Genomic DNA, 23239 nt, shown 5'->3' on the forward strand with positions numbered 1-23239 from the left:
GTCCTGTGGTGCGCACCACAGCAGCGGCCGGTGCCGCAGCCCGACGCCAGCTTCATGCTGTTCGTCATTTGTTGGGCAGCGCAGTGGTGGTCTGGTCGCTATGGCGCTGGCACCATCCCACCCGGCAGGTGGGTTGGTACGATGCGCTGGCCAGGGGATTGTTCGCCGTCTGGCAGGTGTATGCCGTGACACAGGGCGCCAGTTTTCTGCTGTTGGCATTTACCGTGATGGAAGTGGTGTTTGGCGTGGCGCAGGTATTGCCAGTGAAGCTGCCCAGGCCTCAACCCCGCACAAACCCCTCGATCGCCGCCGCCAGCGCGTCATAAAACCGCTCCACCTCGGCCACGCCCATGGCGCGCAGGCTGCCGTGCACCATGCCCTTGCCCACATGCACCGTTGCCGACGTACCGTCCTGGCGCAGGCGCTCGGCGTAGTGCAGGCCTTCGCTGTAGAGAATGTCGTGTTCGGCCACGCCGATGAATGCCGGTGCCAGGCCCTCGAAACTTTTCGCGTGCAGGGCCATGGCCCACGGATGTTCGCGCAGCGCGGGGTCAGGCAGGTAACGTGACAGGCAACCGGCCAGCGACTCGACCGACAGCGACGGTGCATCGAAGTACAGGCTGGCCGAGGGCTGATGGCTGTGGGTAGTCAGTACCGGGTACAGCAGCGCCTGCCCCAGCGGCTGGGCTTGGCCCTGATCGCGCAATCTCACGCATAGCCCGGCGGCCAGGGCGCCGCCGGCGCTGTCGCCGGCCACCACTATGCGTTGTGGGTTCAGGGCATCGCTCAGCCGGCCGGCGCGAATGGCGTGCAGAATACTCAGGCTGTCATCCAGCGAGGCCGGGAAGGGATGCTCCGGCGCCAGCCGATAGGCCACCGCGACAATCGCAATCTTCAACCGCCGGGCGATGGCGTGGGCGAACCAGTCGTGGGTGTCCAGATGGCCATGATCCCAACCACCGCCGTGCAGGTACAGCAGCACCGGCCAGCCACCGCTCGGGGCTTGTGCGAGCGGCAGGTACAGGCGCACCGGCAGTGCGTCTACCTGCAAGTCCGTGACCTGCCAGCCGTCCGGGCGTGGCGGGGTGAAATGGCGGCAGACGCGCAGGAATGCCTCGCGGCCGCCTTCGAGGCTGCCGTCGCTGGCGCCGATCCGGCGGCTGGTGGCGAGAAAGTCGAGGATCTCGGGGCACAGCGGTATGCGGTCGTGAAAGCTCATGGTTCGGGTCCTTGAAGAAAGTGAATCAGCGCGTGCCCCAATGGCAGGCGTGGGCAGTAACGCCCTTGAGTTCGGGATCCAGGCGCAGCAAATGCCCGGAGGCCGGGGCATTGCTCAGGGTTTCCATGGGCAGGTCATGGCGCGAGCTGGTGATGTACAGGGTGTCTTTGTCAGGCCCGGCAAAGGCCAGGTCGATCGGGCCAGGCACCGGCAGGCCGATCATGCGGTCCAGCGCGCCGTCGGGGCCAAAGCGCACCAGGCTCCAGCCGTCGCGCAAGGTGGTCCATACGCCGCCTTCGGCGTCCAGTGCTATACCGCTGGGGCTGCCAGAGCCTTTGGGCAGGCTTGCCAGCCGGCGCACGTTGGCGGCGTCGCGGCGCATCACGAACAATGTGCCGGTTTCTGGCCCCACGGCATACACCGAGGCGCCTTCGGCGTCCCAGCAGAAGCTGCCGATGGGCTCCTGAAACTGCCAGGCCGCCCGCAGTTCGCCTTGCGGGTTGAGTTCACCCAGGCTGCAGCCGCTGGCGGTTTTTATGCTGGCCCACAGGCTGCCGTCGGGGTGGCTGGCCAGGGCCAGTAACTGCTTGCCGGGCCAGTTGGCCAGCGGCTGCTCCTTGCCCTGCTCATCGAGCAGCGACCAGCCGTGGGCGTGGCTCACCAGCAAGCCGTTGCGGTGCAGTTCCAGGCCGTGAATCGGTGCGTCGAAGCGGGCGAAAACCCGGTCGCCCTGGTGGTCACGAATGCGGATCGCCGGGGCCAGGGTATCGGCCCAGAACAGCGCCTGGCGCGCTTCGCTCCAGCGCGCGAAGGCGCCATGGAACGACCACGGGCCGTCGACCAGTTCCAGTTCGTTGTCGTTGATTTTTATCGTCGTCTCCGACAACTGCGCGCCCACCCGCCGCGCCGCCTCGGCCAACTCCGGGCCGAGCAGCTCCAGGCGCTCCAGGGTCAGGCGGTAAGACGGGCCGGCCACGCTCAGTGCGCCATGGACCTTGCCCGAGCTGTCCCGAATCGCCGCTGCCACACAGCGCACGCCCATCCGGATTTCTTCGTTGTCGATGGCGTAACCGCGCACCTGGGTGATACGCAATTCGGCGTTCAGGCGGCGACGGTCGACCAGGGTCAGTGGCGTCAGTGGGGTGAGGGTCAGGCCCTTGAGAATTTCTTCCCGCGATTGCTCGTCCATGGCGGCGAGAATCGCCTTGCCCTGGCCGGTGCAGTACACCGGCTTGCTCTGCCCGAGGCTGGCCGATGAGCGTTGGGTGTGGGCACCGTCGCAGCGTTCCAGCGACATCACCTGGTTGCCATCGAGCACCGCCAGGTATGACGTCTCGCCGGTGAGGTCACGCAGGGCGCGCAGCTCGAAACTGGCGGCGGCGACCAGGTCGGGCATCAGGTAGGCATTGCGCACCAGTTCCATATAGCGGAACCCGAGGCGGTAGACCTTGCGTACCGGGTCGCGGCGGATCATGCCGCGTTCGATCAGCGTGGCGATGATTCGGTACAGCGTGGTACGCGGTAGACCAAGGCTCTGCGCCAGTTCGCCCTGGGACAGGCCGCTGGGGCTGGAACCCACGGCTTCCAGTACATCCATGGCTTTTTCCAGGGCGCCGGTGCCTTCAGATGCTGTGCTCATCAGAAATTCCCACTGATTGGAACGGACAAGTTGTCGCAGCATAAACGGCGTTTTCAGCAAGTCAATCTGTCTCTAGCATCGCACTCACCTTGGCCCCGAAGCCTTTCTATGATTCCCGCATATTGGGAATTTTTACCGGGAAGGTCATGACGGGGTCTTCGAACCGTGCAGGAGAACAACAATGACCGAGATCCACCATTACGCCGACAGCCATGAAGATTCCGCCAAGCGCAAAGTGGTGGTCAGCGACGCCGTGCTGGCCAAGCTGGCGACCTGCAGCAGTGGTTCGTTGACCACTCAGTTGTTCAAGCTGGGTTTTCGTCAGCCGGCGCTGGTGGGGCTGCGTGCGCTGAGCAAGGACATCAAGCCGTTTGCTGGTCGTGCCTACACCATGCGCTTCATTCCTGCCCGTGAAGACATCGACACCTACGGCACCATGACCACCAAACCCAACGGCGACAACCTGCAATGGCAGGGGGTAGAGCAGGTGCAGCCGGGCGATGTGCTGGTGATCGACAGCCAGAACGACCCGCGTGCCGCCTCGGCCGGCAACATTCTGGTCACCCGCCTGATCGCTCGCGGTGCCAAGGCGATCATCACCGACGGCGCCCTGCGCGACGGCAGCGAGGTCGCGGCACTGCCGCTGCCGGCCTATGCCCGTGAAGTGACCGCCACCACCCGTATCTCCTACCACCACGTGGCCGACCTGCAGGTGCCGATCGGTTGCGCCGGCGTGGCGGTTTATCCCGGTGATGTGATCGTGGGTGATGCCGATGGCCTGACGGTGATTCCGGCGCATCTGGCTGAAGAAGTTGCCGAGTACTGCTCGGTGCAGGACGACCTGGAGAACTACCTGGCCATGCGCATCGCCGCCGGCGAAGCGCTGTGGGGGGTGTACCCGCCCAGCCCGGAAACCGTGGCCCAGTACCACGCCTGGATCGCCGCTGGCCGCCAGCCGATCCCGAGCGTCATTGGCAACAAGGAGAACCCGTAATGACCGAGCACAAGCACGCCCAGACCATTCGCCGCTATTTCGACGCCTGCAATGAAGGCGACTTCGCCAAGCTGGTGTCCTGCTTCACCCCTGACGCGGTGCACTACTTTCCGGCCGGCCTGCCGGAGGTGCCATGGCGCAGCGCTGAAACCATCGCCGCCAAGTGGGTGTGGTGCGTCGAGAACCTCGGTTCGCAGTGGACCATCGAGAAGATTCTGGTCAGCCATGACAGCGACGAAGCGGTGATCGAGTGGACCCACTGGAAAGGCAAGCTGGGCACCGCGCTGCGCGGCGACGAGTGGTACATCTTCGACAAGGACAGCGGCCTGATCAAAGAAATTCGCGCCTATTACGCCTCGCCGGCGGACAAGGACTTGAAGATCAACGAGCTGGTGGACTTCGATTACAGCGGCCGTGGCTACCACCTCGGCCCGGCGACAGGAGACAAATGATGGCTGCCAACAACTCGCCAGAGCTGCAACAGATTGACCAGGTGGTGGCTGCCAGTGCCGCCACTGCCGAGCTGTGGGCCACTTCGACCCCGGCCTTGCGCGCCGCACTGCTCGACGGCCTGGCCCAGGCTCTGGAAGCCCATCAGGCTGAATTGGTGGCCCTCGCCGATGCAGAAACCCATCTGGGCGCTGGTCGCCTTAATGGTGAAGTGGCACGTACAGCGTTCCAGTTGCGCGGTTTCGCCACTGAAGTGCGCAACGGCGTGCCTTACGCCGTTGTCGACGATGAGGCCATTGCCGGTGCGCCGCCTGCCGGTCGCCCACGCCTGACCCGGGTCAGTGAACCGCTGGGGCCGGTGGCGATGTTTTCGGCCAGCAACTTCCCGTTTGCCTTCTCGGTACTCGGGGGCGATACCGCCTCGGCGCTGGCCGCCGGTTGCCCGGTAGTGGTCAAGGCCCACTCGGGCCACCCGCAACTGTCGCGGGCCGTGTTCGACATCGCCCAGGGTGTGCTCAAGGCGCAGAGTCTGCCAGCCGGCCTGATCGGCCTGGTCGATGGCGCCAGTCGCGCCGCTGGCACTTACCTGGTGCAGCATCCACAGATTGCTGCCGTGGCCTTCACCGGCTCGTTCGGTGGCGGGACCGCGCTGTGGCGTGCAGCCAACGAACGGCCGGTGCCGGTGCCGTTCTTCGGCGAGCTGGGTTCGATCAATCCGCTGATCGCCTTGCCGCACGTGCTTGAGCGCGACGGCGAGAGCCTGGCCAAGACCCTGGCCGGTTCGATCACCATGGGCTGCGGTCAGTTCTGCACCAGCCCTGGCGTGATTGTGCTGCTGCCAGGGGCTGCCAGCGACCGTTTTGTCGACCACCTGGCCACCGCACTGCAACCCCTGAGCACCCACGCCATGCTGACCGACGGCATGCGCAAGGGCTTCGAGCATGGCGTGGCGCAGCTTGAACAGGCGGCTGAAACCCGTGCGCTGTTCCAGCCTGCCGCCGACACCCAAGGCCCGGCTCCACGGCTGTTCGAAGTCAGCGGCCAGGCGTTTATCGACAACGTGCATTTGCGTGAAGAAGTGTTTGGCCCTGCGGCTGTGGTGGTTCGCGCCGCTTCGGTAGAGCAGATCAATCAGGTACTGGAAGCCATCGGTGGCACCCTGACCGCTACCCTGTGGGGCTTCGAGCAGGCTGATGAACAGGCCCGCACTATCTACCGCACGGCACGCAAGATCGCCGGCCGGGTGCTGTTCGGCGGCGTGCCGACCGGCGTGGCGGTCACCGCCGCGCAGCAGCATGGCGGGCCATGGCCAGCCTCAACCCAACCACAGACCACGTCCGTGGGCTATGCCGCACTCCAGCGCTTCCTGCGCCCGGTAGCGCTGCAGGATGCTCCGGCCTGGGTCGTGGGCAACTGAGGGCGCGCTGATGATGAAGCATCTGGTGATGTTCCGCCGCCTGCCGGGGCTGGACAGGAATCCTGAACGGGAAGCCGCGCTGGTTCAAGGCATGCGTGATCTCGAAAAGCAAATCGACTTCATCCGCGCCTGGCGCGTATCGGCCAACGAGCTGGATCGCCCGATCTGCTGGGACTACCTGCTCGAATCGAGTTTCGACGACGCCGCAGCGGTACAGCGTTATCTGCCTCACCCGGCGCATGTCGCGCTGGTCACGGAGTTGAAAACGTACTTCGAGTGGGCGGCCGTCGATTACACCGAGTAAAGTCGTTAAACGCGTGCAGTGGCCTGTCACTGCACGCGCTTTGCGACGGACACTACAACAACAATAACTGGCGCGTTACGCGTGCGCCGGACGGAGATCCGTTATGCATAAGAAAAAGAATTACCGCTGGACGATCCTGACCATGTTGTTCATCGCCATGGTGATCAACTATGTGGATCGCGCGGCACTGTCCATCGCCATGCCCTTCATCACTCAGGAATACCACCTGACCCCGGCTGAAAAAGGCATGATCTTCAGTAGCTTCTTCTTCGGCTACGCGCTGTTCTGCTTCGTCGGCGGCTACCTGGCCGACCGCTACGGCCCCAAGCGTGTGCTGACGTACGCCATGAGCTTCTGGTCGGTGTTGTGCGGCACCACGGCGCTGGCCTTCAACTTCTGGTCGCTGCTGATCGTCCGTGCCCTGTTCGGCGTGGGTGAAGGCCCGGTGTCGACCACCGCCAACAAGGCCGTCAACAGCTGGTTTCCGATCAAGGAGCGGGCCCGTGCCATCGGTATCAACCAGGCGGGCGGCCCGTTGGGCGGCGCCCTGGCCGGTCCCATCGTCGGTTTCCTGGCCCTGTGGCTGGGCTGGCGCGCAGCGTTTGTGATCATCGCTGCCGTTGGTGTGGTCTGGGCCATCTGCTGGTATCGCATGGCGACTTCGACCCCGGTCGAGCACCCGAAGGTGTCGCCCGAAGAGCTGGCCGAGATCAACTTCGAGCGTGAAGTGCCGGTCACCACCACCGAGAATGCGCCGCGTACCCCCGTGATGGAAATCATCTTCCAGCGTTCGGTGCTGGTCACCGGGATCTCGCTGTTTTGCTACAACTACATTCTGTACTTTTTCATGACCTGGTTTCCCAGCTACCTGATTGACGCCAAGGGCATCGACCTGAAATCCATGAGCATCGTCACCGCATTGCCCTGGCTGGTGGGCACCCTGGGCTTCCTGGCCGGTGGCGTGCTGATCGACACCATCTACAAACGCACCAAAAAACGCCTGTTCTCGCGCAAAGTGGTGCTGGTCACCTGCCTGCTGATCGCGGCCTGCTGCATCGGCCTGACCGGTCAGGTGGATGGCGTGACCCAGTGCGTGATCGTAATGACCGTCGCCGTGGGCTTTTTGATGCTCACCGCGCCAGCCTATTGGTCGCTGATCCAGGACGCCGTGCCTGATCATCAGGTCGGCACCGCGGGCGGCTTCATGCACGGCCTGGCCAACCTGTCCGGCATCGTCGCCCCGACCGCCACCGGCTTCATCATCCAATCGTCCGGCACCTACTCCAGCGGCTTCGCTCTGGCCGGTGCGCTGGGCATCGTCGGCGCGCTGATCGTGGCGCTGTTTGTCGGTGAAGCGAAGAACAAAACAGCGGCCCTGTCGCCAGCCTGACACCGTCTAACGAAATATAAGGAGGCTGCCATGCAGACCCTGCTCATCACTGGCGCCGCCGGCATCGTCGGCACCGCTCTTCGTCCACTGTTGCGCAAGGACTACGCGCTGCGCCTGTTCGATCGTTTGCCGATCACCGATCTGGCCGACAACGAAACCGGCTTCGTCGGCGACCTGACCCGCACCCAGGACCTGGTGGAAGCGGTCAAAGGGGTCGATGCAGTGCTGCACCTGGCCTGCGCGCATGGCACTGACATTCGCTACGACAGCACCGTCAAACCCAACTACGACGCCACCCTGCAGTTGCTTGAAGCTGCCGCCGCTGCGCAGGTCAAGCGGTTCATCTTCGCCAGCAGCCATCACGTGCTGGGCCAGTACCCGTCCGATGCCCATGAGGTCTACGACGATCTGCCCATCGCGCCGGACAGCTACTACGCGATCAGCAAGGTGTTTGGTGAAGCCGCCTGCGCCACGTATGCACAGCGCACCGGCATGGGCGCCCTGGTGATCCGCATCGGCAACGCCGACCCGCGTGTCAGCGATGCCCGCCGTTTGCGGCTGTGGACCAGCGCCCGGGACCTGGAGCAACTGGTGCGCATCGGTCTGGAACATCCGGCCATCAACTACGACGTGGTCTACGGCGTGTCGGAGTGCCCACAGGCGTTCTTCAGCAATCATCACGCGCGTTCGCTGGGCTACCGGCCACAGGACAACGCCCAGGACTTCCTGGCAGCGAACTTTCTCGCCTTCGACGCCATGGACGCCGGAACCTCGGGCCGTCAGTTCCTGGGTGGTGCCTACGCGGTCAGTCCGCTGGTCAGTGTGTTGTCCGGTTCTGGAGAGGCCCAATGATCATTCGCAAGATCGAAACCTTCATCGTCGAAATTCCCTTCGTTGATGGAGGTAAAGGCAAGGGCATCACCCCGACCACCTGGCACACCCTGGAAAACGTGCTGGTGCGTATCGAAGACGATCAGGGCCATGTGGGCTGGGGCGAGGCGTTTGGTTACTTCACCGCTGATGCCACCAAGGCGACCATCGACCGGCTGATCGCGCCGGTGCTGGTCGGCCAAACCATCACTGACATCCCGGCCTGGAACCTCAAGACCCAGCAGCAATTGCACCTGTTCGGCCGCTACGGCGTAACCACCTTCGCGATCTCCGGCGTGGACATCGCGCTGTGGGACCTCGCCGCGCAGCGCCAAGACGTGCCGCTGCACCAGCTGTTCAGCGAGCAGCCGCGCAAGCAGATCCAGGCCTACGCCAGTCTGGTGCGCTATGCCGACAACGCAGTGGCTCCCGCGATCTGCGAAAAGGCCCTGGACATGGGCTTCACGGACATCAAGCTGCATGAGGTCACGCTGCCGCAAATCGCCGCCTGCCGCAGCGCAATCGGCGATCAGGTGCCGCTGGCCACCGACGTCAATTGCAGTTGGTCGGTGGATGACACCCGCGCCTGGCTGCCGGCCCTGCGCGACCTGAACCTGGCCTGGCTGGAAGAGCCGATCTTTCCGCCGGAAGACTTCGCCACCCTTAACAGCTTCCGTGGCCAGGGTGTCGCACTGTCGGCCGGGGAAAACTGGTGCACCGCCGTGCAGTTCGAAAACGCCCTCAAGGCCGGCGCCGTGGATTCGATCCAGCCCAGCGTGACCAAGGTCGGCGGCATCAGCGAATGCCTGCGCATCGCCCGCCTGGCCGAGCAGTACGACACCCCGGTGTTGCCGCATTGCCCGTACTTCGGCCCGGGTTTTCTGGCCAGCCTGCACCTGGCCTCCGCGCAGCCGAGTGTGGCGCAGATCGAGTACCTGTTTGTCGAGCCGCAAGGTTGGCTGTACGACATCGAAGGCATTCGCAACGGGCGTCTGTTCGACATTCCGCAGGCCGCGGGGCTGGGCCAGCAGATCGACATGGACGTTTTCCAGCGGTTCCGGCGCGCCTGATTAAAGAGGGGAAAGGTCATGGCCCAAGCTGAAGTGATCCTGCACAACGAGTACCTGACCCTGCACCTGCTGCCCGAATCCGGTGGCCGGGTAGGGCGCCTGCTGGTGCGCAAGCATGGCCTGGACGTGTTCAAGCCGATTGACGCCAGCCTGCCGTTTGACCCGCTGAACTGGCCGCGTGGCGGCATTTACCCGCTGATTCCGTATTCCAACCGGATCGCTGATGCCACGCTGAACTTTGCAGGTGAGCGTCATACGCTGCCGGTCCACCCCGACGCCATGCCGCACACCTTGCATGGCGTCAGCCATACCCTGGCCTGGACCGTCGAGTCGGCGTCCGACACCACCGCAGTGCTGAGTCTGCAATACAGTGGCGCGCACTGGCCTTGGCCAATTCGCGCCGAACAACACTTCGAACTGCGCGGCGCAGAGCTGGCGATCAAGCTGGTACTGATCAACAACGGCGCAACGCCGATGCCGGGCGGCATGGGGCTGCACCCCTACCTCAATGCTTATCCACAGATGCAGGTGGCCTTTAACAGCCAGCGCCAGTGGGCGATCACGCCGGACTACCTCGCCAGTGGGGCATTTACCCAAGGGCAAGAACGTCGCTCGATCACCCCGCAGGATTGGGCCACGCAAACCTGGGCCGATTATCTGTCGCAATGGGGGGGTGAGGCGTCGGTGAGTTATCCACAAGGCCAGCTGAGCATCAAGGCTGGCAGTGAGCTCGATCACTTGGTGGTGTTCGGCCCGGCGGGTGTCGATTACCTGTGTCTGGAACCGGTTTCGCACTTGGCCAATGGCTTTAATCTGGCTGCAAGGCTGGGGCATGAAAGCACCGGCACCCAGGTGATTACACCGGGTGAGAACTTCAGCAGTCAGGTCTGTTTTCAATGGACGGATCGTTGAGCAGAGGCTTGGCAGCAAGCTGCCTCCCAGCGGATTCGTGGGAGGCAGCTCTGCCCGCGAACGCAGTGCAAAGCACTGCCAATAATCCCTGATCCACCCCAGGTAACAACCCTCATCACAACGCCCAACAGTCAGGGGCGGCGGTTTCGCTCGCCTTGAACAACGCTGTCCACCACAACTAAAGAAGAATAAAAAACATGAACAACACGCATAAAAAACTGCACCTTGCGCCACTCACTCTGGCCATCGCCAGCCTGCCCCTGAGCGCCCACGCCGACTTCATCAGCGACAGCAAAGCCTCGATCACCGCACGCAACTTCTACTACAACCACGACTTGCGCGACTCCACCAAACCGGCGCAATCGAAAATTGAAGAGTGGGCCCAAGGCTTTATTTTCAAGGCGCAATCGGGCTACACCGAAGGCTTTATCGGCTTTGGCGTCGACGTATACGCAGGTCTTGGCCTGAAACTCGACTCCTCGCCGTCGCGCAGCGGCTCGGCGTTACTGCCCGGCGCCTACAAGCATGCCGGCCAGGCGCGTAACGCCGACCCGCGCTCGGTGGACGAATACTCCGAAGCCACTGCAGCGGTGAAGATGAAGATCTCCAAAAGCGAACTGAAAGTCGGTGGCCTGTTTCCCAAACTGCCGATTCTTCAGGCCGGCGATGCGCGGCTGCTGCCGCAGTTCTTCGAAGGCGCGATGCTCAGCGTGCGCGAGTTCGACAACCTCGACTTTGACCTGGGCAGCGTCAACCGGGTGAACTACCGCGAGTTCGCTGGCGCGCGCAAGATTCAGGTCGGCAACTACTGGACCGTCGAGAGCGAGCGCTTCACCTACGGCGGCGCGACCTGGCGCATCACCCCGGACGCCTCGGTCGGCGTCTGGCAAGGCGAGCTCAAGGATGTGTATCAGCAGAGCCTGATCACTAGCACCCTCAACAAGCAACTCGGTGACTGGAAACTCGGTGCCCAGCTCAACTACATGTACACCCGTGAAGCGGGCGAAGAAATGGCCGGCAAGCTCGACAGCCGCATGCCCTCGGCCATGCTTTCGGCAGGCCTCGGCCCGCAGACGTTCCGCCTCGGCTACCAGTACAACGCCGGTGGCAGCGCCTTGCCATTCATGCACGACACCGACCTGCCAGCGGCGGCCAACGCCGTCCAGGTGCTGCGTTTTGACCGCGCTGACGAACGCTCCTGGCAGGCCCGCTACGACTTCGACTTTGCCGGCGTAGGCGTGCCTGGCCTGGTGGCCATGGCCCGTTATGTTCATGGCGACAACTTCAAATACCAGGGCCGCGACGCCGAGGAATGGGAGCGTAATATCGACCTGACTTACACCGTGCAGAGCGGCACGTTCAAAAATGTCAGTTTCAGGCTGCGCAATGTGGAACTGGTGGGTGACGTGACCGGACGGCGCGATGAGAACCGCTTTATTGTTTCGTATACATTGCCGTTGTTGTAATTCTGTCAGGTTGTGAGCAAACCCCGTAGGCGCTTTAGCGGCGAAAGCATCGCCGCTAAAGCGGCTGTCACGGTGGAATAATGGCGTCGTGTTAACCTGCGCACTTTCCCATCCTGCGCAGTCCCGAGCCATGCCCCTCGCCGATAACCTCATCGCCTTCACCCTCGCTGCCACCCTGTTGACCATCACCCCCGGCCTGGACACCGCGCTGATCCTGCGCACCGCCGCCGTTGAGGGCAAACAGCAAGCTTTGCGCGCTGCGCTCGGCATCAATGTGGGCTGCTTGCTGTGGGGCGCGGCCGTGGCCTTCGGTCTCGGCGCGCTGATCGCGGTGTCGGAGCTGGCCTACAACATCCTCAAATACTGCGGCGCGGCCTATCTGTGTTGGCTGGGCGCGAACATGCTGCTGCGCCCGCGCACGCACATTGCGCCGGCCGCCAGCGAGGGCGGCAAGCAGACCAACTGGTTCCTCAAGGGCCTGCTGGGCAACCTGCTCAACCCCAAAATCGGCGTGTTCTACGTGTCGTTTCTGCCGCAGTTCATCCCCCAGGGCGAGCCGCTGGTGGCCTGGACCTTCGGCCTGGTGGGCATTCATGTGGTGCTGGGGCTGGTCTGGTCGCTGAGCCTGATCGGCGCGACCCAGCCGCTGGCCGGGGTGCTGCGCAAGCCGGCGGTGATCAAGTGGATGGACCGCACCACCGGGGTGATCTTCATGCTGTTTGCGGCGCGGTTGGCGTTCAGCAAACGCTGATGCAGCTTAGTGAAAGTCGTAGTACAGAAACCACTCACCGGTGGTCTTGTGCTTCCAGAACATCAGGCTGCCGTTGTCGATCACGTTGAGCTGGATTTTGTCGTCGGTTGAGATCTGGAACACGAACTCGTAGTCGTCGCCCGGATCGATACCCGACTGGCAGAACGAGGGGTAACCGCCGATCTTGTGGTCGTAGGTGTGGTCAATCAGGTCGTAGTAGCTCTCGATCACCCCGTCGTCTTCCAGCTTGAGCACTTCAAGCTCCAGCGCTCTGGGTACGCCGCCACCATCCCAGAGCGGGTAGTCAGCCTCCACCAGAGTGGCCTTGAGCGCAAATGGCTTGAGAAAGGTGTCGACACTCAGGTCTTTGCGCACCAGTTGATCGTCTGCGGTGTATTCGCGGATCAGCCAGTTCTCGCCCATGGGCTCTTCGCCGTCGGGGAAAGGCTCGCTGATGAACACCGTCATGACGTTCACGCCGTCCAGCAGCGGGCTGACGTAGGGCAGGGCCGGCAGGTAGAACTGCGCATAGGGAATCAGCGGCTGGCCGGCGGCATTGGTGGGGATCTGTTCATCGGGCCGGTAAAGAAAGACCTTGCCCAGCCAGCTTTCTTGCAGCGAATCGGTCGGGCGAAAGCCGCCGGCTTCGAATCGGGTCGCCGGTTTTGCCAACTGGCGTTTGATGTCCTGGATGTCCATGCTGATTCCTTGTGTGTCTGTGCCCCGATAGGAACCGTGTGAGCGGCGAAGGTTCGCCCTGCCGTTCGCCGCTGAAGCGGTTGCTACGTGGCGACCCGGCTCAAGGCGTCGTCGGCGACGCGGCAGGCCAGGTCGATCAGGTGATGGGTGGAAAAGGCCAGGTCGCGTTGGGTGCCACTCAGATTGTCAGCGGTCTCGTAAGCGGTGGCGGCGGCGCAGCGCAGCACGTTGAGTACGTAGACCATCGAGTCTTCCAGGCTGGGTGGGTCGGGGACTGCTTTATTCATCTCATGATCCTCGTTGGGGCCACCGCTGAATCGCTGCTAAACGATCAAGGGTGGCGGCTTCGACGCGGGTTAGCAGACCGGGAGATCATGAGAAAGACCGGCGCACCCGAAGGTGCCCCACGCGAAGCCGCCATAAATGGCAGCTTGCATGTCTCAATGATCTCGTCAGGCTGCTAAACCCGATCGCTGTTTTTTCAGCGACGAACGCAGCCTAGTGGCCGAAATTGACACATGCAAGCGGTCGGGATTTTCTCGGAAACTTCGTACGAAAGAAAGGGAAACGCCTGCCAGAACGGGCTGCGGCGCGTGCTTTTGTGTGAGCTGAAGTAACGCATTTGCCTGGCGCCTCGTTCAGCGGGGCGCTGCCAGGACCTCGACCAGCTCACGCACATACCCCGGCAACGCGGCGAAATCCACCGCGCACAGTCGCAACTGGCGGTCTGCCCAGTCATCCGCCAGGCGCACGGCCCTGAAGCCGTGTGGCCCCTGCCAACGGTCCACTGCCGCCTGGGGCACGATGCCCAGGCCAGCGCCGTGGGCGACCATGCGCAAGACCCCGTCGACGCCTTCGGCACGCACCCGGATGCGCAGGCGTTTGCCGGCGTGCAGCGCTTGCTCTTCCAGGTAGATGCCCAGCGCGCTGGTGGCGGCGAGGGCGACGAACTCATGGTCGAGGGTCTGGCTGAAACGAAGGCTGTCGTGCTGCTCCAGTGGATGGCCGGCCGGGATGAGCAACGCCAGCGGGTCGGCGCGAAAGTGCAGGGTCTGCAGGTCGCTGGCGTCGACTGCATCGGTGACGATGCCGATATCGGCACTGCCGTGGCGCAGGGCGTGGAGGATGCGCAGGCTGGGGTGTTCCTGTAGATCAATATCAATATGCGGGTGGCTGACCAGAAAGTCCGCCAGTACTTCGGGCAGGTGCTCGCTCAGGGTCGAGGTGTTGCACAGCAGGCGGATCTGGCCCTTGAAGCCTTGGGCGTAATCGGCCAGCTCATCTTGCAGCCGCTCGACCTGTTGCAGGATCAGCCGCGCATGCCGCCCCAGGGCCTTGCCGGCCGGGGTCGGGGTAACGCCACGCCGGTTGCGCTCCAGCAAGGCGCTGTTCAGCGATCCTTCCATGGCCCGCACCCTGGCACTGGCCGAGGCCAGCGACAAATGGCTGCGGCTGGCCGCGGCGGTGATGTTGCCGGTTTCCAGGATGTTGAGGAAAAGCCGCAGGTCGGTGAGATCGAAGCGCATGGGGAATTCCGGGTCATTGGAGATGTGGGAGACATGCACGGGCCTGGATCACTACCTTGGGCTGTCTGGCAGCGCTGGGGGTTGCGTTGCAGGGCTCAGCCTCAGGCTTGGCCTGAGGCTGGCTGAGTATATGCCAGATGTTCAACCTGTTTGGCCTGAGCCATGCTGTGCCCATGAACGCATTGATCGAGTTTTATCAGAACCTGGGATGGGCCTTGACGGCGCTGGTGGTCGGCACTTTTTTGCTGGCCGGTGCGGTCAAGGGGGTGATTGGTCTGGGCCTGCCCACGGTGGCGATGGGGCTGCTGGGCCTGGCGATGTTGCCCGCGCAGGCGGCGGCATTGCTGATCATTCCGTCCACGGTGACCAACGTCTGGCAACTGGCCAATGGCGGGCATCTGCGCGGGCTGCTCCAGCGTTTATGGCCGATGCTATTGATGATTGCCGTAGGTACCGGGCTGGGGTCATGGTGGCTGGGCATCAATGCCGGGCCGTGGATGACGCATGCCTTGGGTGCTGCGTTGTGTGTCTATGCGCTGAGCGGGCTGTTGTTACCGGCCTTCAAGGTGCCGGCCAGCGCCGAGCGCTGGCTGGGACCGTTGTGCGGTGGGCTGACCGGTATCGTGACCTCGGCCACCGGGGTGTTTGTGATTCCGGCCGTGCCGTACCTGCAAGCCTTGGGGCTGCAGCGCGATCAACTGGTGCAAGCGTTGGGCCTGTCGTTCACCGTCTCGACCCTGGCGCTGGCGGCGGGGCTGGCCGGCAGCGGGGCGCTGGGTGGCGCCGAACTGGGCGCCTCCTGGCTGGCGCTGCTGCCGGCCTTGCTGGGCATGTGGCTTGGCCAGTGGCTGCGCCAGCGCATCAGCACCGTGGTATTCAAGCGCGTGTTCTTTATCGGGATGGCTGCACTGGGTCTGCATCTGTTGGTGCAGGGCTGAGCACGTCGGCGAAGCGGAAGTCGAAGTCACGGGTCAGGTAGTCCATGCGCTGCTCGGCGAAGCGGGTCATGTGCGGTTGTGCGGCGTGCACATCCAGGTGGGCTTGGCTTGCCCAGGTTTCAAAGAACATGAACAGGCTCGGGTCCTGCCGGTCGCGCAGCATGTGGTACTCGATACAGCCTGGCTCAAGGCGGCTGGCAGCGACGTAACTGCTGAATAGCGCGGCGAACTCGGCGGACTTTTCCGGGCGGGTATGGGCGTAGACGATGAAGCTGACGGGCTCGCTCATGAGCATCTCCTCGATAGACAGTGAGCCGATTTTAATTCAGTAATCACTGTGCAATTCGTGACTTTAAAGCAAAGGTCATTTGCCCCGGCGGGTCTTGGTCGCGCTGCTGCACCTGTCTATTCTGCGGCCCATTCACTGATTATGTGCCGACAGGCAAAGGTTCTGACCATGAAAAAGATTCTGTTCTTGAATGGCGGCAAACAGTTCGCCCACTCCGATGGCCGCTATAACGCAACCCTGCACCAGGCCGCGCTGGCCCATATGGACCGCGCCGGTTTTGATGTGCAGGAAACCTTTATCGACGGCGGCTACGAGCTGGCCGAGGAAGTGCAGAAATTTCTCTGGGCTGACGTGATTGTCTGGCAGATGCCCGGCTGGTGGATGGGGGCGCCGTGGACGGTGAAAAAATACGTCGACGAAGTGTTCACCGAAGGTCATGGCAGCCTGTACGCCAATGACGGTCGGACCCGATCGGATGCGTCGCAGAAATACGGCAGCGGTGGTCTGCTGCATGGCAAGCAGTACATGCTGTCGCTGACCTGGAACGCCCCGCAGCAAGCCTTCGACGACCCGACCGATTTCTTCGAAGCCAAGGGCGTGGACGCGGTGTACTTGCCGTTCCACAAGGCCAACCAGTTCTTGGGCATGCAGCCGCTGCCGACCTTCCTGGCGGTGGATGTGATGAAGCGGCCGGATATTGAGGGCGATGTGCAGCGTTATGAAGCTCATCTGAGCGAGGTGTTTGGCGTTTGAGCGCATTCATCAGCCTGCCAGTCAGCGCTACCATCCTCTCTCTTGAGCAGGGGAGGCAGCATGAAAGCCAGGTCTGATGAGTTGCAGGTGTTCGTTGCCGTGATCGACAGCGGTTCGATTTCCGCTGCCGCCGAACAGCTTGGGCTGACGCCGTCGGGGGTTAGCCGTACGCTCAGCCGGCTGGAAAGCAAGCTGGACACCACGCTGCTCAATCGCACCACGCGGCGCATGGACCTGACCGAGGAGGGGCGATTCTTTCTCGCTCAGGCGCGGGACATTCTTGAGCGAATGCTCAGTCTCGAAGAACACCTGACCCAGTCGCGGCAAAAGCCGGCCGGGCGTCTGCGGGTCAATGCCGCCTCGCCGTTCATGCTGCATTGCGTGGTGCCGCATGTGGGCGAGTTTCGCCGCCTGTACCCGGATATCCAGCTGGAGCTGACCAGCAACGACTGGTTCATCGACCTGCTGGAGCAAAGCACCGACATTGCCATTCGCTTGAGTGAGTTGAGCGACTCGACCTTGCACGCCCGCTCACTGGGTTGCTGCACTTTGAACATCGTTGCCAGCCCGGCTTACCTCGAGCGCCATGGCAGGCCGACCACTGTTGATGACCTCAGGCAGCACCGCCTGCTGGGCTTTACCCAGGTCGACAGTCTCAATAACTGGCCGTTACGCCATGCCGGTGGCGACCGCCTGCCGATTCAGCCGACCATTGCGGCGTCCAGTGGCGACACCTTGCGCCACCTGGCGCTGGCCGGCGAAGGGATTGCCTGCCTGTCGCACTTCATGACCCATCAAGACCTGCGCGAAGGCCGGCTGGTTGCGATCATGGCCGATATCAACAACGGTTATCGCCAGCCGATCAATGCGGTGTACTACCGCAACTCCAAACTGGCGCTGCGGATTCAGTGCTTTCTGGATTTCATGCAGGAGAAGCTGGCGGTGTATGCGTGTCGTTGAATAGAAAATTCTTACACAACGTATCTGCTTTTGAATCGGCCTGAGGGCGGTGCTCATGCGGATCATTCTGGATACCATCAAGTCAATGATCACTTGGGTAAATCAAAGCCCGGATGATCTGCCAATCAGCGTTTGCATCGTTGATGCACCAGGCAGGATGTGTATGAAAACACGGTATAACAGATTTAATTTGAAGCGACGGATTGCCTCGTTTGATGTGTTTTCCCCAAGCCACCTGCAAGCGTGGGCCAGGCTTATTTCGTATGGCGGTAATCCGGAGCACAAGAAAAATCCAGGCGATTTTGGTCTGACGCCTCCGGCTGATCCTCGACAAGGCAAGTCGCTGTGTGATGTCGCGAAAATTTTCTCCCGCGACGTCGCCCTGGCATTACTGAAAAAAGGCGTGGAAAAGGGCCTCGTCAGCGATAGAGTGGAAAACGGCTGGCCAAAGAATATCTGGTCGGTCGCAGAAGGTGGCATTGCGCTTGAGGCGCAGCTTGAGAATCCGCAAACAGGCCGCTACCACGGATATCCCATGCCTGATAGCGATCCCTTGGCTGCTGAGGTTCTAGACCGCTGGAGGTGCCATGAATGATTTGAGTTTTTCCATCGAGTGGTCTTCTCCCGGCTCGGGTGATCCAGTACTTCGTGCGACCACCGGGCAATTTAAACTCCAGATGGCCGATACATGCCTGACCCGCAATGAGGGCATATGGTCACGCACGATAAGTGACTCGGTGCTCGTGTCTGCGTATCCCTTGGCGCTTTGGCTGGCCTCGTCATGGTGGCGGCTCAGTCACGAGACCTTGCCTGAAGCCGGAGTCAGTCCCTCGCTGGATTGGCGCATGAGTCATGAGCTCGGAGCCGCCAATCATGGCTATGTCTGGCCTCGGGTGATCGTGGCGTCTGATGGAGAGGGAGTGAAGATCTGGGCTGAGCAAAATGCCCGGCAAGATCAGTCGGTACGTTATTTGTACGGTCTGGACGCTCCAGGTGTCGTGACATTGAGCGCTTTCCAGAACTGCGCCGCAGGGTTTATCGAGAGTGTCATAGGACGCCTTGATGCGATGGGCCTTCCAGATAGCGATCTTGCTCAACTCTGGAGTTACGTCTGCCAGGATCGGGACGACTCTGCGGCCTTGCAACGCAGAGTGCTGGAAGCGCAAATGGGTTATGACCCTGAGCAATGTCCTGCGCCGACGCTCGATGAAGTTTTGTGGCTGCAGCAGGCGACGGGGCCAGACGCCATGAGGGAGTTGGCGCCTCTTATCGGACTGCATGGAGCACAGAGAGCGAAAGGGGTTCGTTTGATTCAGGAACTGAACTCGGAACCTGGAATTTCAGGAAGGCCAGAGCTGCCAGCTTTCACAACACCGGTATCAGCATTGCCCTGGAAAAAGGCTGAGACGGCTGCGAAGCAATTGCGTGCTGCACTTGATAACGCGAACCGGCCGATTGATGACCTTGAGTTGTATCAACTGCTGGGGGTATCCGAGAAACAGGTCGACAGGTTTACTGTGGCTGATCGGCAGAGTGTCTCAGTCCTGAAAACATCCGTGCCTGGATCAATAAGCCTGATACCGCGCAAAAAACATCCGGTTGCCAGGCGCTTTGAATATGCCCGCTTCATCGCCAGCCTGTACGAGGCTGCGCAAAGCCGTAGCTATTGGAAGGTGTCTACTGATCTGGCTACCGCACAGCAGCAGTTCCAGCGGGCCTTTGCCGCGGAGTTTCTGTGTCCCGTCGACGCTCTGGTTGATTATTTGGTCGGGAATTTTTCAGAGTCTTCTCGTGAACAAGCTGCTCTTCATTTTGATGTCAGCGAGAAAACTGTAGAGGCCCTGCTTCTAAATCACGGTTACCTGGAAAACACGGTGATTGAACCGAAAGTCCCCTATCAGGTGCGTTCGGTTCATTCCAGGGATGTCTGAGCAGGCGTTCATTGCGAACGCCTGCTTTTTTAACGGCTCCGTAAATGCCTCGTTCATCCTCGGCATTCGCGGCGGGCTTTCTGGGCGACAGTGATATCAATGATGCTCGCGCGTCGCGCGGAATTTCACGTCCGGCCAGCGTTCTTCCATCAGGCTCAGGTTGACCCGGGTCGGGGCCAGGTAGGTCAGGTGACCGCCGCCGTCCACTGCCAGGTTCTCAAAGGCCTTGGTTTCAAACTCTTCGAGCTTTTTCTTGTCATCGCACTCGATCCAGCGCGCCGACCAGACGGTGATCGGTTCGTAGGCGCATTCGACCTTGTATTCCTCTTTCAGGCGGCTGGCGACCACGTCGAACTGCAGCACACCGACGGCGCCGAGAATGATGTCGTTGCTGCGCTGCGGGAAGAACACTTGCGTGGCGCCTTCTTCGGCCAGCTGTTGCAGGCCCTGGCGCAGTTGCTTGGATTTGAGCGGGTCTTTCAGGCGTACGCGGCGGAACAGTTCCGGGGCGAAGTGCGGGATGCCGGTGAAACCCAGGCTCTCACCTTCGGTGAAGGTGTCACCAATCTGGATGGTGCCGTGGTTGTGCAGGCCGATGATGTCGCCGGCATAGGCTTCTTCGAGCATTTCACGCTCGGACGAGAAGAAGGTCAGGGCGTCGCCGATGCGCACGTCCTTGTTCAGGCGCACGTGGCGCATCTTCATGCCTTTCTCGTAACGGCCCGAGCAGATGCGCATGAAGGCCACGCGGTCTCGGTGCTTGGGGTCCATGTTTGCCTGGATCTTGAACACGAAACCGCTGAATTTCTCTTCGACCGGCTCGACGGTCCGCTCGTGGGCGGCGCGCGCCAGCGGGCGCGGCGCCCAATCGACGACGGCGTCCAGCACGTGGTCAACGCCGAAGTTGCCCAGCGCGGTGCCGAAGAATACCGGCGTCATCTGGCCATCGATGAACGCCTGCGGGTCGAACTCGTGGCAGGCGCCCTGCACCAGCTCAAGCTGTTCGACGAAATTGTCGTATTCGTCACCCAGGTGGGCGCGGGCTTCGTCCGAGTCCAGTTTCTGGATGATCTTGGTCTCGGTGCGCTCGTGGCCGTGGCCTGGGGTGTAGACGATGATGTAGTCGCCTGCCAGGTGGTACACGCCCTTGAAGTCGCGGTAGCAACCGATCGGCCAGGTGATCGGCGCAGCCTTGATTTTCAGTACGGCTTCGATTTCGTCGAGCAGCTCGATCGGGTCGCGGATGTCACGGTCGAGCTTGTTGATAAAGCTGACGATCGGCGTGTCGCGCAGGCGGCAAACGTCCATCAGGGCGATGGTTCGTGGCTCTACACCTTTACCGCCGTCGAGCACCATCAGCGCCGAGTCGACCGCCGTCAGGGTGCGGTAGGTGTCTTCCGAGAAGTCTTCGTGGCCGGGGGTGTCGAGCAGATTGACCATGTGCTCGCGATACGGGAACTGCATGACCGAGGTGGTGATGGAAATGCCGCGCTGCTTTTCCATTTCCATCCAGTCGGAGGTGGCATGGCGGTCGGACTTGCGCGATTTGACCGTACCGGCCACCGAAATCGCCTTGCCCATCAGCAGCAGCTTTTCGGTAATGGTGGTTTTACCGGCGTCGGGGTGGGAGATGATGGCGAAAGTGCGACGTTTCGCGACTTCGGCGGCCTGTTGGGTCATGGGAAATCGCCTGAAAAGGGAGTCAAAAAAGGGCGCAGATTATAGCGCAAGTGAAGGCCAATGCCGAACCGCTCAGTCGATTAAGGGTGGCCAAATGCTGCATTGCGTGGGAACCTTTCAGATCCCGGAGACGTCCATTCCCTTGTAACAGGCCATTTCGGCACTGCTTCAAGGGCTTGATTTATCTGCGTTTCAGCTTGACGAAGCTGTGCTCATGGCTTGTGTTTTCGCCAGGGTTCATCCCCGTTTACGGCGACCCACCTGCTGCTCTTCGCAAACCCGTTTCGCGCGACCCATCGGGCCGCCACAGGCGAGGTTTGCCGACTGAAAAAAGGAGTCCGCCCGTGGCTAATCGCTATGGCAAGGGGCTATTGGGAGGTGCGATTACCATCGTGCTCCTGGCCCTGCTGGTCCAGTGGATCGGCACTGATACGTTCGTGAAGTACAAGGATGACCTGTTGTTCTACCTGCAGGCCCATCTGGTTCTGGTTCTGGTTTCAATGTTGGCGGCCCTGGTGGTCGGTATCCCCGCCGGCATTGTCCTGAGCCGACCGTCGATGGTCGGCAGCGCAGAACGCTTCATGCAAGTCTTCAATATCGGTAACACCGTTCCTCCTCTCGCGGTTCTGGCCATCGCTCTCGGTATTCTCGGGATCGGCAGTGGTCCGGCCATCTTCGCGCTGTTCCTCGCCTCGTTGTTGCCCATCGTGCGCAACACCTACGAAGGCCTGAAAAATGTACCTGCCTCGCTCAAGGAAGCCGCCACCGGCATCGGCATGACCCCGCGTCAGGTGCTGCTCAAGGTCGAATTGCCCAATGCCGTGCCGATCATCATCGGTGGTGTGCGGGTCTCGCTGGCGCTCAATGTCGGTACTGCACCGCTGTCGTTCCTGATTGGTGCCAACAGCCTGGGCAGCCTGATCTTCCCCGGTATTGGTCTGAACAATCAGCCGCAACTGCTGCTGGGCGCTGCCTGCACGGCGTTACTGGCACTGTTGCTTGATGCCCTGGTCACGCTGGGTAGTCGCATCTGGCTGGAGCGCGGTCTGCACCGCTGAGATAAGGAACTGACATGAAAAAGCTATGTTTGGCGCTGAGCCTGACCCTGGGATTGGGATCGCTGTTCTCGGCGTTCGCCCAGGCCGCCGAAAAACCGCTGCTGCGCATCGGCGCACGGGTATTTACCGAGCAGACCATGCTCGCGGAGATCACCGCGCAATACCTGCGCAGCAAAAACTACGACGTGCAGATCACCGGCGGGCTGGGCAGTAACCTGGCGCGCAGTGCCCATGAGAGCGGCCAGCTGGATCTGCTCTGGGAGTACACCGGGGTTTCGCTGGTCGCCTACAACCATGTCGAGGAACGTCTCGACAGCGAGCAGAGCTACGCACGGGTCAAAGAACTCGATGCCAAAAAAGGCCTGGTCTGGCTGGCGCCGTCGCGCTTCAGCAACACCTACGCCTTGGGGCTGCCGGACAAGATCGCCAAAGAGTATCCCCAGCTCAACACCGTCAGCGACCTGACCCGAGTGCTCAAGGACGAGGCTGACCAGGGCCACATCGTTGCCCTGGATACCGAGTTTGCCAACCGCTCCGATGGTCTGGGCGGGCTGGTCAAGCATTACGACATGAATCTGGGCCGGGAAAACATCCGCCAGATGGACGCAGGGCTGGTTTATACCGCGATGCGCAACGGCCAGGTTTTTGCCGGTCTGGTGTACACCACTGACGGGCGCCTGGACGCCTTCAAGCTCAAGGTGCTGGACGACGACAAGCATTACTTCCCGGACTACACCGCCGCCCCGGTCGTGCGCAAGGCGTTCCTCGACCAGCACCCGGAACTGGCCGGGCTGCTCAAACCGCTGGCCGAACTGCTCGACAACGCCACCATGCGTGCACTGAACGCCAAGGTCGATGTCGACCATCAGAGCCCGTCCACCGTGGCCGCAGAGTTCCTGCGCCAGCATCCACTCAACTAAAAG

The 23239-nt window shown here is 61.9% G+C and carries 25 protein-coding genes; 18 read left to right on the forward strand and 7 right to left on the reverse strand.

Going from position 1 to position 23239, the window contains the following annotated elements; translation table 11 throughout:
- The first annotated feature begins 8 nt into the window (after positions 1-8).
- A complete protein-coding gene (locus PSCI_RS28210) occupies positions 9-326 on the forward strand; it encodes a hypothetical protein (RefSeq protein WP_052483393.1) in 318 nt (105 codons plus the stop codon).
- Here the strand turns inward: PSCI_RS28210 and PSCI_RS12765 are convergent.
- Positions 281-1219 (reverse strand): alpha/beta hydrolase, encoded by a 939-nt coding sequence (locus PSCI_RS12765; protein ID WP_045487221.1) that lies wholly within the window; start codon positions 1217-1219, stop codon positions 281-283. The two genes, PSCI_RS28210 and PSCI_RS12765, sit on opposite strands and share 46 nt — an antisense overlap.
- 25 nt (positions 1220-1244) lie before the next feature.
- On the reverse strand, positions 1245-2858 hold the full coding sequence (locus PSCI_RS12770) for an IclR family transcriptional regulator domain-containing protein (RefSeq protein ID WP_173426684.1): 1614 nt from the start codon (positions 2856-2858) through the stop codon (positions 1245-1247).
- 181 nt (positions 2859-3039) lie between these two features.
- Between PSCI_RS12770 and PSCI_RS12775 the strand changes: the two genes are divergently transcribed.
- From PSCI_RS12775 to PSCI_RS12820, 10 genes are all read left to right on the forward strand, one after another.
- The gene (locus PSCI_RS12775) at positions 3040-3852 is read left to right on the forward strand and encodes a dimethylmenaquinone methyltransferase (protein ID WP_045487223.1); all 813 of its coding nucleotides are present in this window, start codon (positions 3040-3042) and stop codon (positions 3850-3852) included.
- Positions 3852-4304: a nuclear transport factor 2 family protein gene (locus PSCI_RS12780; RefSeq protein WP_045487226.1), complete on the forward strand. Its 453-nt coding sequence runs from the start codon at positions 3852-3854 to the stop codon at positions 4302-4304. The genes PSCI_RS12775 and PSCI_RS12780 overlap by 1 nt, the downstream gene beginning before the upstream one ends.
- On the forward strand, positions 4304-5719 hold the full coding sequence (locus PSCI_RS12785; RefSeq protein ID WP_045487229.1) for an aldehyde dehydrogenase (NADP(+)): 1416 nt from the start codon (positions 4304-4306) through the stop codon (positions 5717-5719). Before PSCI_RS12780 ends, PSCI_RS12785 begins: the two co-directional genes overlap by 1 nt.
- Positions 5720-5729: 10 nt before the next feature.
- Positions 5730-6023 carry a Dabb family protein gene (locus tag PSCI_RS12790; protein WP_045487232.1) on the forward strand — a complete coding sequence of 98 codons (294 nt, stop codon included), beginning with the start codon at positions 5730-5732 and terminating at the stop codon, positions 6021-6023.
- A gap of 103 nt (positions 6024-6126) precedes the next feature.
- Positions 6127-7413 carry an MFS transporter gene (locus tag PSCI_RS12795; RefSeq protein WP_045487237.1) on the forward strand — a complete coding sequence of 429 codons (1287 nt, stop codon included), beginning with the start codon at positions 6127-6129 and terminating at the stop codon, positions 7411-7413.
- A 30-nt stretch (positions 7414-7443) separates the two neighbouring features.
- A complete protein-coding gene (locus PSCI_RS12800; protein ID WP_045487240.1) occupies positions 7444-8265 on the forward strand; it encodes an NAD-dependent epimerase/dehydratase family protein in 822 nt (273 codons plus the stop codon).
- Complete coding sequence (locus PSCI_RS12805; protein WP_045487243.1) at positions 8262-9353, forward strand: mandelate racemase/muconate lactonizing enzyme family protein; 1092 nt, start codon at positions 8262-8264, stop codon at positions 9351-9353. The genes PSCI_RS12800 and PSCI_RS12805 overlap by 4 nt, the downstream gene beginning before the upstream one ends.
- 18 nt (positions 9354-9371) lie before the next feature.
- The gene (locus tag PSCI_RS12810; RefSeq protein ID WP_045487246.1) at positions 9372-10265 is read left to right on the forward strand and encodes an aldose epimerase family protein; all 894 of its coding nucleotides are present in this window, start codon (positions 9372-9374) and stop codon (positions 10263-10265) included.
- A gap of 197 nt (positions 10266-10462) precedes the next feature.
- Positions 10463-11731 carry an OprD family porin gene (locus tag PSCI_RS12815; protein WP_045487249.1) on the forward strand — a complete coding sequence of 423 codons (1269 nt, stop codon included), beginning with the start codon at positions 10463-10465 and terminating at the stop codon, positions 11729-11731.
- Between the two features lie 130 nt (positions 11732-11861).
- Positions 11862-12482 (forward strand): LysE family translocator, encoded by a 621-nt coding sequence (locus PSCI_RS12820; protein ID WP_045487252.1) that lies wholly within the window; start codon positions 11862-11864, stop codon positions 12480-12482.
- Between the two features lie 6 nt (positions 12483-12488).
- On the opposite strand, the gene PSCI_RS12825 is transcribed toward PSCI_RS12820, so the two are convergent.
- The 3 genes from PSCI_RS12825 to PSCI_RS12835 form a co-directional block, all read right to left on the reverse strand.
- Complete coding sequence (locus tag PSCI_RS12825) at positions 12489-13181, reverse strand: DUF1963 domain-containing protein (RefSeq protein WP_045487255.1); 693 nt, start codon at positions 13179-13181, stop codon at positions 12489-12491.
- Positions 13182-13264: 83 nt separating this feature from the next.
- A complete protein-coding gene (locus PSCI_RS12830; RefSeq protein WP_052483395.1) occupies positions 13265-13468 on the reverse strand; it encodes a DUF6124 family protein in 204 nt (67 codons plus the stop codon).
- A 351-nt stretch (positions 13469-13819) separates the two neighbouring features.
- Positions 13820-14707, reverse strand: a complete 888-nt coding sequence (locus tag PSCI_RS12835) for a LysR substrate-binding domain-containing protein (RefSeq protein ID WP_045487258.1) — start codon at positions 14705-14707, stop codon at positions 13820-13822.
- A 173-nt stretch (positions 14708-14880) separates the two neighbouring features.
- Here PSCI_RS12835 and PSCI_RS12840 point away from each other — a divergent pair, with 173 nt between their 5' ends.
- Positions 14881-15645: a sulfite exporter TauE/SafE family protein gene (locus PSCI_RS12840; protein ID WP_045494223.1), complete on the forward strand. Its 765-nt coding sequence runs from the start codon at positions 14881-14883 to the stop codon at positions 15643-15645.
- On the opposite strand, the gene PSCI_RS12845 is transcribed toward PSCI_RS12840, so the two are convergent.
- Positions 15599-15934 (reverse strand): putative quinol monooxygenase, encoded by a 336-nt coding sequence (locus PSCI_RS12845; RefSeq protein WP_045487261.1) that lies wholly within the window; start codon positions 15932-15934, stop codon positions 15599-15601. The genes PSCI_RS12840 and PSCI_RS12845 overlap by 47 nt on opposite strands.
- 168 nt (positions 15935-16102) lie before the next feature.
- Here PSCI_RS12845 and PSCI_RS12850 point away from each other — a divergent pair, with 168 nt between their 5' ends.
- The 4 genes from PSCI_RS12850 to PSCI_RS12865 are packed head-to-tail and all read left to right on the forward strand — an operon-like array spanning position 16103 to position 19578.
- Positions 16103-16687: an NAD(P)H-dependent oxidoreductase gene (locus tag PSCI_RS12850; protein WP_045487264.1), complete on the forward strand. Its 585-nt coding sequence runs from the start codon at positions 16103-16105 to the stop codon at positions 16685-16687.
- A gap of 60 nt (positions 16688-16747) precedes the next feature.
- The gene (locus tag PSCI_RS12855) at positions 16748-17647 is read left to right on the forward strand and encodes a LysR family transcriptional regulator (RefSeq protein ID WP_045487267.1); all 900 of its coding nucleotides are present in this window, start codon (positions 16748-16750) and stop codon (positions 17645-17647) included.
- Positions 17648-17702: 55 nt separating this feature from the next.
- Positions 17703-18242: a hypothetical protein gene (locus tag PSCI_RS12860; RefSeq protein ID WP_197540948.1), complete on the forward strand. Its 540-nt coding sequence runs from the start codon at positions 17703-17705 to the stop codon at positions 18240-18242.
- Complete coding sequence (locus tag PSCI_RS12865; RefSeq protein ID WP_045487270.1) at positions 18235-19578, forward strand: hypothetical protein; 1344 nt, start codon at positions 18235-18237, stop codon at positions 19576-19578. The genes PSCI_RS12860 and PSCI_RS12865 overlap by 8 nt, the downstream gene beginning before the upstream one ends.
- A gap of 96 nt (positions 19579-19674) precedes the next feature.
- Here the strand turns inward: PSCI_RS12865 and PSCI_RS12870 are convergent, their stop codons facing one another.
- Positions 19675-21258 (reverse strand): peptide chain release factor 3, encoded by a 1584-nt coding sequence (locus tag PSCI_RS12870; RefSeq protein ID WP_045487273.1) that lies wholly within the window; start codon positions 21256-21258, stop codon positions 19675-19677.
- Positions 21259-21602: 344 nt separating this feature from the next.
- Here PSCI_RS12870 and PSCI_RS12875 point away from each other — a divergent pair, with 344 nt between their 5' ends.
- Together PSCI_RS12875 and PSCI_RS12880 are read left to right on the forward strand one after the other, a co-directional pair.
- Complete coding sequence (locus PSCI_RS12875; protein WP_045487276.1) at positions 21603-22316, forward strand: ABC transporter permease; 714 nt, start codon at positions 21603-21605, stop codon at positions 22314-22316.
- Between the two features lie 14 nt (positions 22317-22330).
- A complete protein-coding gene (locus tag PSCI_RS12880) occupies positions 22331-23236 on the forward strand; it encodes a glycine betaine ABC transporter substrate-binding protein (RefSeq protein ID WP_045487279.1) in 906 nt (301 codons plus the stop codon).
- Positions 23237-23239: the final 3 nt, after the last annotated feature.

Origin of the sequence: Pseudomonas sp. StFLB209, assembly GCF_000829415.1 — a bacterium.
In the GTDB taxonomy this organism is placed as follows: Bacteria; Pseudomonadota; Gammaproteobacteria; order Pseudomonadales; family Pseudomonadaceae; genus Aquipseudomonas.

Coding starts and splice junctions, on each gene's coding strand:
- PSCI_RS12810 (WP_045487246.1), top strand. CDS start 9,372: ATGGCCCAAGCTGAAGTGATCCTGCACAACGAGTACCTGACCCTGCAC.
- PSCI_RS12860 (WP_197540948.1), top strand. CDS start 17,703: ATGCGGATCATTCTGGATACCATCAAGTCAATGATCACTTGGGTAAAT.
- PSCI_RS12820 (WP_045487252.1), top strand. CDS start 11,862: ATGCCCCTCGCCGATAACCTCATCGCCTTCACCCTCGCTGCCACCCTG.
- PSCI_RS12805 (WP_045487243.1), top strand. CDS start 8,262: ATGATCATTCGCAAGATCGAAACCTTCATCGTCGAAATTCCCTTCGTT.
- PSCI_RS12775 (WP_045487223.1), top strand. CDS start 3,040: ATGACCGAGATCCACCATTACGCCGACAGCCATGAAGATTCCGCCAAG.
- PSCI_RS12855 (WP_045487267.1), top strand. CDS start 16,748: ATGAAAGCCAGGTCTGATGAGTTGCAGGTGTTCGTTGCCGTGATCGAC.
- PSCI_RS12865 (WP_045487270.1), top strand. CDS start 18,235: ATGAATGATTTGAGTTTTTCCATCGAGTGGTCTTCTCCCGGCTCGGGT.
- PSCI_RS12765 (WP_045487221.1), bottom strand. CDS start 1,219: ATGAGCTTTCACGACCGCATACCGCTGTGCCCCGAGATCCTCGACTTT.
- PSCI_RS12815 (WP_045487249.1), top strand. CDS start 10,463: ATGAACAACACGCATAAAAAACTGCACCTTGCGCCACTCACTCTGGCC.
- PSCI_RS12850 (WP_045487264.1), top strand. CDS start 16,103: ATGAAAAAGATTCTGTTCTTGAATGGCGGCAAACAGTTCGCCCACTCC.
- PSCI_RS12780 (WP_045487226.1), top strand. CDS start 3,852: ATGACCGAGCACAAGCACGCCCAGACCATTCGCCGCTATTTCGACGCC.
- PSCI_RS12795 (WP_045487237.1), top strand. CDS start 6,127: ATGCATAAGAAAAAGAATTACCGCTGGACGATCCTGACCATGTTGTTC.
- PSCI_RS12830 (WP_052483395.1), bottom strand. CDS start 13,468: ATGAATAAAGCAGTCCCCGACCCACCCAGCCTGGAAGACTCGATGGTC.
- PSCI_RS12870 (WP_045487273.1), bottom strand. CDS start 21,258: ATGACCCAACAGGCCGCCGAAGTCGCGAAACGTCGCACTTTCGCCATC.
- PSCI_RS12790 (WP_045487232.1), top strand. CDS start 5,730: ATGATGAAGCATCTGGTGATGTTCCGCCGCCTGCCGGGGCTGGACAGG.
- PSCI_RS12840 (WP_045494223.1), top strand. CDS start 14,881: ATGAACGCATTGATCGAGTTTTATCAGAACCTGGGATGGGCCTTGACG.
- PSCI_RS12835 (WP_045487258.1), bottom strand. CDS start 14,707: ATGCGCTTCGATCTCACCGACCTGCGGCTTTTCCTCAACATCCTGGAA.
- PSCI_RS12800 (WP_045487240.1), top strand. CDS start 7,444: ATGCAGACCCTGCTCATCACTGGCGCCGCCGGCATCGTCGGCACCGCT.
- PSCI_RS12845 (WP_045487261.1), bottom strand. CDS start 15,934: ATGAGCGAGCCCGTCAGCTTCATCGTCTACGCCCATACCCGCCCGGAA.
- PSCI_RS12825 (WP_045487255.1), bottom strand. CDS start 13,181: ATGGACATCCAGGACATCAAACGCCAGTTGGCAAAACCGGCGACCCGA.
- PSCI_RS12880 (WP_045487279.1), top strand. CDS start 22,331: ATGAAAAAGCTATGTTTGGCGCTGAGCCTGACCCTGGGATTGGGATCG.
- PSCI_RS12785 (WP_045487229.1), top strand. CDS start 4,304: ATGGCTGCCAACAACTCGCCAGAGCTGCAACAGATTGACCAGGTGGTG.
- PSCI_RS12770 (WP_173426684.1), bottom strand. CDS start 2,858: ATGAGCACAGCATCTGAAGGCACCGGCGCCCTGGAAAAAGCCATGGAT.